General features: G+C 38.8%; 6 protein-coding genes. All 6 read right to left on the minus strand.

The window, feature by feature from the left end:
* Nucleotides 1-236: 236 nt before the first annotated feature.
* The 6 genes from ACOVQ4_RS19440 to ACOVQ4_RS19465 all read right to left on the minus strand — a co-directional run bounded on the left by ACOVQ4_RS19440 (nucleotide 237) and on the right by ACOVQ4_RS19465 (nucleotide 8264).
* The gene (locus ACOVQ4_RS19440; RefSeq protein ID WP_421822268.1) at nucleotides 237-938 is read right to left on the minus strand and encodes an L-ribulose-5-phosphate 4-epimerase; all 702 of its coding nucleotides are present in this window, start codon (nucleotides 936-938) and stop codon (nucleotides 237-239) included.
* Nucleotides 939-1014: 76 nt separating this feature from the next.
* Entirely contained in the window at nucleotides 1015-2553 is a 1539-nt protein-coding gene (locus ACOVQ4_RS19445) for an alpha-N-arabinofuranosidase (protein WP_421822269.1), read from the minus strand.
* A gap of 143 nt (nucleotides 2554-2696) precedes the next feature.
* Nucleotides 2697-4202, minus strand: coding sequence for an L-arabinose isomerase (gene araA / locus ACOVQ4_RS19450; RefSeq protein ID WP_421822270.1), 1506 nt, complete (start codon nucleotides 4200-4202; stop codon nucleotides 2697-2699).
* Between the two features lie 116 nt (nucleotides 4203-4318).
* The gene (locus tag ACOVQ4_RS19455; protein ID WP_421822271.1) at nucleotides 4319-5956 is read right to left on the minus strand and encodes a ribulokinase; all 1638 of its coding nucleotides are present in this window, start codon (nucleotides 5954-5956) and stop codon (nucleotides 4319-4321) included.
* A gap of 199 nt (nucleotides 5957-6155) precedes the next feature.
* Nucleotides 6156-6857, minus strand: coding sequence for an NUDIX hydrolase (locus ACOVQ4_RS19460; RefSeq protein ID WP_095168314.1), 702 nt, complete (start codon nucleotides 6855-6857; stop codon nucleotides 6156-6158).
* 444 nt (nucleotides 6858-7301) lie between these two features.
* Entirely contained in the window at nucleotides 7302-8264 is a 963-nt protein-coding gene (locus ACOVQ4_RS19465; protein WP_421822272.1) for an arabinan endo-1,5-alpha-L-arabinosidase, read from the minus strand.
* Between the last annotated feature and the right edge of the window lie 145 nt (nucleotides 8265-8409).

The following is an 8409-nucleotide window of genomic DNA, read 5'->3' on the forward strand; positions in this document are numbered from 1 at the left end:
ATTTTTAGGTTTATTTTGAAAAATACGTTGCTGAATTGAGCATGAAAAATTTAGTGTTCACAACCCAACAATTCTACCCAACTCAGCACTCTTCATTATTATATAGTGTTTGACTTGTAGGTTGTTTCGCTATTGGTTTTAATGTTTCAAGAAAACCAATAGCGGAAACGTAGGTACATTTAAAGAAATGCTTTACAATGTTTAGTTTTCAAAACTCAGAAATCTAAACTCATCACTTAGCAACCTTGACCGTAGTAAGCATTTTTACCATGTTTACGTTCGTAATGCTTAAGGCGCAAAGTGTCTTTAATGCGGGGTGTATTAGGATTGATTTGTAATGTCAAATAAGCCATACGAGCGACCTCTTCAAGAACAGCTGCGCTATAAACTGACTTTTCAGCCGTTTTTCCCCAAGTAAATGGGCCATGGTTTTGTAAAAGAACCATTTCCATTTCTTTGTAAGAAAGATCTTTATCAGCAAAACAGTTGAAGATTTGATTACCAGTTTCAAATTCATAATCACCTTCAATCATTTCGTCAGTCAACACAGGAGCACATGGAATATCTTGGTGAGTATGATCTGCATGTGTAGTTCCGAAAATAGGAATGTCCAAACCAGCTTGTGACCAAGCCACCGCATAAGTACTATGTGTATGTGTGATTCCGCCGATACCTTCCCAGTTTTTGTATAACTGAGCATGCGTTTTGGTATCTGAAGAAGGACGCATTTTGCCATCTACTACTTTGGCATCATAATCCATAATAACGATATCCTCTGGTTTCAAAAACTCATAGGGTACACCACTTGGTTTGATAGCAAACACCCCTTGCGAACGGTCAACAGCACTTACATTACCAAAAGTAAAAAGCACCAAACCCAGTTTTGGAAGCTGCATGTTTGCTTCATAACATTCCTCACGTAGAGATTGATAAGTCATGATTGTAATTTATTTTAGGTAAAAGACTCGCCAGAGGTTTCTAGCGAGTTTTTACAATTGTATAGTAAAAGCTTTATTATTTCAGCTCTAATACTACTACCGAGGTAGCAGGTAATTTTACTTTAAGCGTATTACCCGAAATACTTGCCCCTGTGAAAGTAGTTGGTTTTACTTTTTCAGGATTGTCAAAAGTATTGTGGTCTTGTACTTTTGCCGACGTTAACACACGACCTGTAACAGCCTTCGCTGTGATTCCTTTCAAGTTGATAGAAATCTCTTGTCCTTTGTTAATGTCGATGTTCGTTAATGAAATATGTACTACACCTGCTTGGTCTTTTGAAGCCGAAACCGAAACCGCTGGTAATTTTTCAGTACCAAACACATAGTCATTTGACTTTATCTCCACAGGAATATTAGTTGCATCTTGGTGTACATTGTACATTTCCATGACGTGATAAGTTGGAGTCAAAATCATTTTTTCCTCCTTCGTTAACACTACAGCCTGTAATACGTTTACGATTTGAGCTAAGTTGGCCATTCTTACACGTTCCGAATGTTTGTGGAAAATATTCAAAGTTGCACCCGCTAACACCGCATCACGCATCGTATTTTGTTGGTACAAAAACCCTGGGTTTGTTCCTTGCTCTACTTCGTACCAGCCACCCCATTCGTCAACTACCAATGCTACTTTCTTTTTAGGATCATATTTGTCCATGATGGCTGTATGCTTTTGGATAAGCTCATCCATAAACAAAGCCTGCTGCATAGTTTTGAAATAATGTTCTTCTGTAAAATTCGCTGCTGGACCTTTTTTGTCCCAGTTAATCACCGAGTAATGGTGTAATGCAATACCCTCCAACATGTGATGAGGAATATCACGCATCAAAACTTCTGTCCAATTATAATCTTTCGAGTTAGCGCCAGACGCAATTCTGAACAACTTCGAACCGTTATCCCAATCCGTCATAAAAGTGGCGTATTGACGATAAATGTTGGCATAGTATTCCGCCTTCATGTTACCACCGCAACCCCAAGCCTCGTTTCCAACACCCCAGTATTTTACTCCCCAAGCTTTATCCTGACCATTTTCTTTACGCAAATTAGCCATTGGACTCACGCCATTATGGTTTACATATTGAACCCAGTCAGACAATTCTTTTACAGTACCACTACCTACGTTTCCAGCCAAATAGGGTTCTGTACCTAATTCTTTACACAAATTCAAAAAATCATGTGTACCAAAACTATTATCCTCTGTTACACCACCCCACCAAGCATTCACGATAGAAGGACGTTGTTTTTTAGGACCAATACCGTCTTTCCAGTGGTAAGTATCAGCAAAACATCCACCTGGCCAACGAAGGTTAGGAATCTTCATTTTTTTCAAGGCCTCAATCACATCCTTACGAGCACCATTGATGTTAGGAATCTTCGTGTTATTTTCACCAACATACAAACCTCCATAAATACAAGCCCCCAAATGTTCAGCAAAGTGACCATATATCTGGCGGTTGATTTGAGTTTTAGCTTGCGAGGCATCAAGCGTTACTTCGTTTTGAGCAAATCCTTGTAATGACATAGCTGCAAGCGCTAATGTCGAAATCCATTTTTTCATAGTTTAGTTAATTAATTTAGGAGGATAGTTTGTTTGCAATCGATAAAGCAGTGAGTCTGTTTTATTCTAATACAAAACCTTACATTATCACTACTTTGGTATTTGGGCGAATAATGCGAATGACACCATTCGCCCAAAACTGCTTATTTGTATGCTACTTCATTCCAACGTAACTCGTTTTTAAGATTGCGTAACTGAGTATCTTTATTAATTACTACCAACTCAACACCAAACATATCCGCTAAATCCTCGATATATTCAGTTGTAAGGTTTTGGCTAAATACGGTGTGGTGAGCACCACCCGCCAAAATCCATGCCGCACATCCTGTTGCCATATCTGGTTGTGGTTTCCACAATACGCGCGCTACAGGTAATTTTGGTAATTCTTCTGTTACATCTACGCCATCTACTTCGTTTACTAAGATTCTGAAACGGTTACCCATATCAATCAAAGAAACGTTCAAGGCTGCACCAGCACCACCATTAAACACCAAACGAACTGGATCTTCTTTCCCTCCAATTCCTAATGGATGTACTTCACATTTTACTGCACCTTTCGCAATACTTGGACAGATTTCTAACATGTGTGCACCCAATACCATCGGATTAGCTGGATCGAAATGATAAGTATAATCTTCCATGAAAGAGTTACCACCTTCCAAACCACTCGCCATAAACTTCATCACACGAACCATAGCAGAGGTTTTCCAGTCACCTTCGCCACCGTAACCATAGCCAGCAGCCATCATACGTTGTGAACCGATACCCGGCAATTGCTTCATACCGTACAAATCTTCGAAGGTATTGGTATAAGCACCAAAGCCACCATCTTCCAAGAATGCTTTCAAACCAAGTTCGATGCGAGCAGCTTCAAACAAAGAGGCACGCATAGCACCACCAGCTTTCAAAGAATCCATTACTTGGTAGGTATCTTCGTATTCTTTTACTAATTGATTGATTTCAGCATCAGAGAATTGGTTGATTACTTTTACTAAATCACCAACACCGTGTGTATTTACTGAGAATCCAAAAGTCATTTCAGCACCAACTTTATCGCCGTCTGTTACTGCTACTTGACGCATGTTGTCACCGAAACGAACTACTTTCAAACGTTGCATTTCGAAACGACCTGCCGCTACACGTGCCCAAACATTGATTTTTTGTAACACATCTTCTTGTTGCCAGTGACCTACCACCACTTTACGGCTCAAACGCATACGAGACATAATGAAACCAAACTCACGGTCACCATGTGCCGATTGGTTAAGGTTCATAAAGTCCATGTCGATGCTCGACCAAGGAATATCACGGTTGAACTGTGTATGCAAGTGCAACAATGGTTTTTTCAAAATATTCAAACCACGAATCCACATTTTTGCAGGAGAAAAAGTGTGCATCCATGCAACAATACCAATACAGTTAGGAGCAAAGTTTGCTTCTTGACAGATCGTATAAATTTCATCTGGTGTTTTCACCACTGGCTTGAAAATCACATTTACAGGGATAATCGAAGATGCTTGGAACGAGTCCGCAATGATTTTCGAATGTTCATCTACCTGACGAAGTGTTTCTTCACCGTATAAATGCTGGCTACCTGTTACGAACCACACTTCTAATGGCAAACCGCCAAATGTTTTTAAATTACTCATTGTTCTGATTGTCTTGATGTTTTAAGTTGTTAGAAAGATGCTTTAGGCTTTATGCCATAAGCTGTAAGCAATAATTGACTTTGCTTATAGCATACAGCTTACAGCTTAAGGCTCTTTTATATATTCTCCTCGATATACTGTCCGATGCCTTGGTATCTTTGATAAAGTGCTTCGTAGATAGGCACAACTTCTGGACGAGGTTCGTAAGTTGCATCAAATGCTGAAGCCATATTTTTCTGAGCCGAAGCCATATCTGGATACACACCAGCTGCAACCGAAGCACAAATCGCTGCACCCAAAGCACAAGCTTGATCTGAACTTGCTACTTTAATCGGCATATTCAATACATCTGCCAAAGTTTGCATAACAAATGGTGATTTTTTGGCTACTCCACCAATGGCAATTACTTGCTTAATAGGTACACCTTCTTGTTGGAAACGGTCAGAAATAGCTCTTGCACCAAAAGCGGTTGCCTCTACTAATGATTTGAAAATTTTCACAGCATCGCTACCTAAATTCAAACCAATAATACCTCCTTTGAGTGTATGTTTAGCATCAGGCGTACGACGACCATTCATCCAGTCAACAGAGACAATATCACTAACTTTTACAGGTAATTCTGAGGCCTTTTCTGAAAGATAAGGAATCAACTCAGCACTAAGTTTGTCGGCAGCTTCCTGACCCAATAAATCACGAACAGGTCCAACAATCACTTTTTGGAACCAAGCGTACAAATCGCCAAAAGCCGATTGTCCTGCTTCCATTCCTAACATACCCGGAATAATAGAACCATCTACTTGACCACAAATACCACGAATCAACAAATGTCCAATTTCCTCGTTTGGCGCTACCAACATATCGCAAGTAGACGTTCCGATAACTTTACACAAAGAATAAGGCTGAATATCTGCCCCAACTGCCCCCATGTGACAATCAAAAGCGCCTACACCAATTATTGCTTTATCAGAAATACCAAGTTTGTCAGCCCATTCTTTTGAAATGGTACCCATACTATTGTCTGAAGTATAAGTCTCGCTAAAAAGTCTATCTCTTAATCCGCCCAAAAGTGGATCTAATTTTGTCAAAAATTCTTCAGAAGGAAGTCCTTCAAATTCTTGGTGCCAAAGCGCCTTATGTCCTGCGGCACAACGACTTCTTTTCATCGAAATTGGGTCGGTATTTCCTGTTAGTACAGCCGAAATCCAGTCACAGTGTTCTACCCAAGAATAGGCCTTTTCACGAATGGTTTCATCTACGCGTAGGGTACGAAGGATTTTTGCCCAAAACCATTCTGATGAATAAATTCCTCCAACATATTTTGTAAAATCGGTATCCCAATGATGTGCTAAATGATTGATTTCTTCAGCTTCGGCATTTGCAGTATGATCTTTCCAAAGAATAAACATCCCATTCGGATTTTCAGCAAACTCAGGTAACAAAGCCAAAGGTGTACCGTTTTGGTCAACGGCCACAGGAGTAGAACCTGTAGTATCTACCGAAATTCCTACAATATTTTGTTTTACCTCATCGGTCAAACCTTCTAATGCACCAGCTATCGAATTTTGTAAACCCTCCAAATAATCCAAAGGGTGTTGTCTAAACTGCGATGAAGCTGGATCGCAATACAAACCTTGCTTCCAACGAGCATAATAGTGAACGGCTGTACCTACTTCTTCGCCTGTTGCGGTATTTACTACCAATGCTCTTACCGAGTCTGTTCCGTAATCAACTCCGATTACAAATTGATTTTTCATTCGTTGAATATATGTTTAAAGCCGAGCTGAAATCAGCCAAATGCGTTAAATTGACACAATTTTATATTTCAAAAAAGCGAATAAGTACTTTTTCTTATAAACCTTCTGTTATTTCCCTAAGCACAAGTTATTTATAAAATACTCATGACCTATTCAGGTTTATATGGATTCACTTATTCGCTCTTGGTACTTTCGGATTTTAGACTTTAAAATCAGATACAAAATAATGAAAAGCATTAAACTGTCTCTGATATTTCTCTTGGTCTAGTTTATACAAAATCGCCTTCTTGGTCGCCGAGTTTTCGTTCTTTTCACCTGTATCTATCAACAATTTAGTCGATAGAATTTTACGGCTAAAGTTACGACGGTCCAGAGGCGTATCATAAATCGCTTCGTAGAGTTTTTGCAATTGAGGAATCGTAAATTTCTCAGGCAATAACTCAAATCCAATGGGATGCAATGCCGCACGATACCGCAATCTTTCGAGTGCCAAATCAACCATATTACTATGGTCAAAAATCAAATCTGGACGGTCTTTCAGACTAATCCAAAAAGCATTTTGTGCCTTGGCTGCATCCTGACTATGTGCGTGGATATTAATCAAAGCAAAAAAACAAACCGAAACTGTTCGCTCCACGGGGTCACGATTGATTTCGCCAAAAGTTTTAATTTCTTCGAAATATATATCTTTCAAACCTGTCAAGTCATACAAAATACGGTTGGCCGCCACCTCCAAATCCTCATCCTCATTCAAGAAACCACCCATCAATGACCACTTGCCACGCTCAGGTTCAAAATCACGTTTGATTAATAATAACTTCAACTCTTCTCCATCAAACCCAAACACAATACAGTCTAGAGCCAAAAGGATTCGAGTACTATGATTATATCTTGCTAGCATTCTTTGTTATAGTTTTTATAAAGCTTTGGGCTTTGTCATAAATAGCCTGATTACTCTCAGAAAATGGTTATTCGTTTAACTTAAAGTAAAAATATGATGCTTATAAAGATACTTTTTACTTTAAAAATTCGAAATAACTTATTTTCACTTAAAAAAGGACTAAAAATGAGGAAATTATTTCAAATTTATTCCTTTCTATCGAAGTGAAAGGGAATCAGCGATTCCCCCACTATATACTATTTATGAAATACAAATCGCTATGATTATTCAAAACGTGTTATTATGACACAATTTTAAATCAAATATTTGATTAATACAAAAAATAATAAGAAAAATTTATAAGATTATTAAAATTACCTACGATAAACCTCTGTATACAAATGACTTGTGTACTCCCACAAGTAAAAAAAAGTGCCTTGGTTTTTCAAACTTAACTGCCTCTACTCATTCCCACGTGAGGAGAGGCCAAGCATTTTTAAATTTCAAATTAATCAAAGCAAACTTTGACTTTCCTTCATCTGAAGCGTCGTAGAAATGTACAGAGGTAATAAGTTTTTTTCCGTCACGTAACAAACCCACATGTCCAGGCCCCAGTTTAGTACCCTGACTACGAAGCAAAACCATGCCACCACCTTCAGTAAGTTTACGACCCGATTGGTCAACAAATGGCCCTAGAGGACTTTCGGAACGACCCACCACGATATAATAAGTACTATTCAAGCCTTTACAACATAAGCCATTATTTACAAAAAGATAGAAATACCTCCCTTCACGAATCAAACAAGAAGCTTCCCAATCTGATTCGCGGCCACCAGCCAATGGGGTAATAGATGCCCCCACTTTTACTTTACCAGTTAAGGTATCTAGCTCTACGCCAGCAATACCCGCATGAAAAGACCCATAGGTCATATACACTCGACCGTCTAAATCTTTCAAAATGCTAGGATCAATGGCATTAAAATCTTTTTTGTCTAGTGATTTTACGACCACACCTTGGTCTTCCCATCCGTAATTGGGACTGTCTGGATTGAGGCTCGATGAGGTTACCAATCCAATAGCAGAAGTCGGTGAGCCGAAGGTTGAACATGAGTAATATACATGATATTTTCCATTCATAAAAATCACATCAGGTGCCCAAAAATGCCCTTTAAAGCCTCGTACAGTGCTATCTATCCAAGCAGGATGTTCTCCCTTTTTAAATATAGGAGGCGTTTTAGTTTCCCAATGTTTCAAATCTTTTGAAAATGCTGGCGTGATTCCCCAGCCTGTTGAAAAGTACCAAAACTTGTCACCTTCCTTTACAATAGTACTTGGGTCGTGAGAATAAGGATGCGAAGTTTGAGCAAAAGCGATTTCATATTGGCACCACATCAGCAATGCCATACAACCAATATAAATAGATTTCATTTTTGAGAAATTGAAAAAAGAAGGGGAAAATCATAACAATTTTCCCCTCAAACTAAAGCAGATTTTAAAAGATAGATTAAAGCGTTTTTATCCTTACTACATAAAATGAATACGGTGCCAGTTCGAGACTTACTTTTTTAGTCTT

Origin of the sequence: Flectobacillus sp., from assembly GCF_049240685.1 — a bacterium.
GTDB lineage: Bacteria > Bacteroidota > Bacteroidia > Cytophagales > Spirosomataceae > Flectobacillus.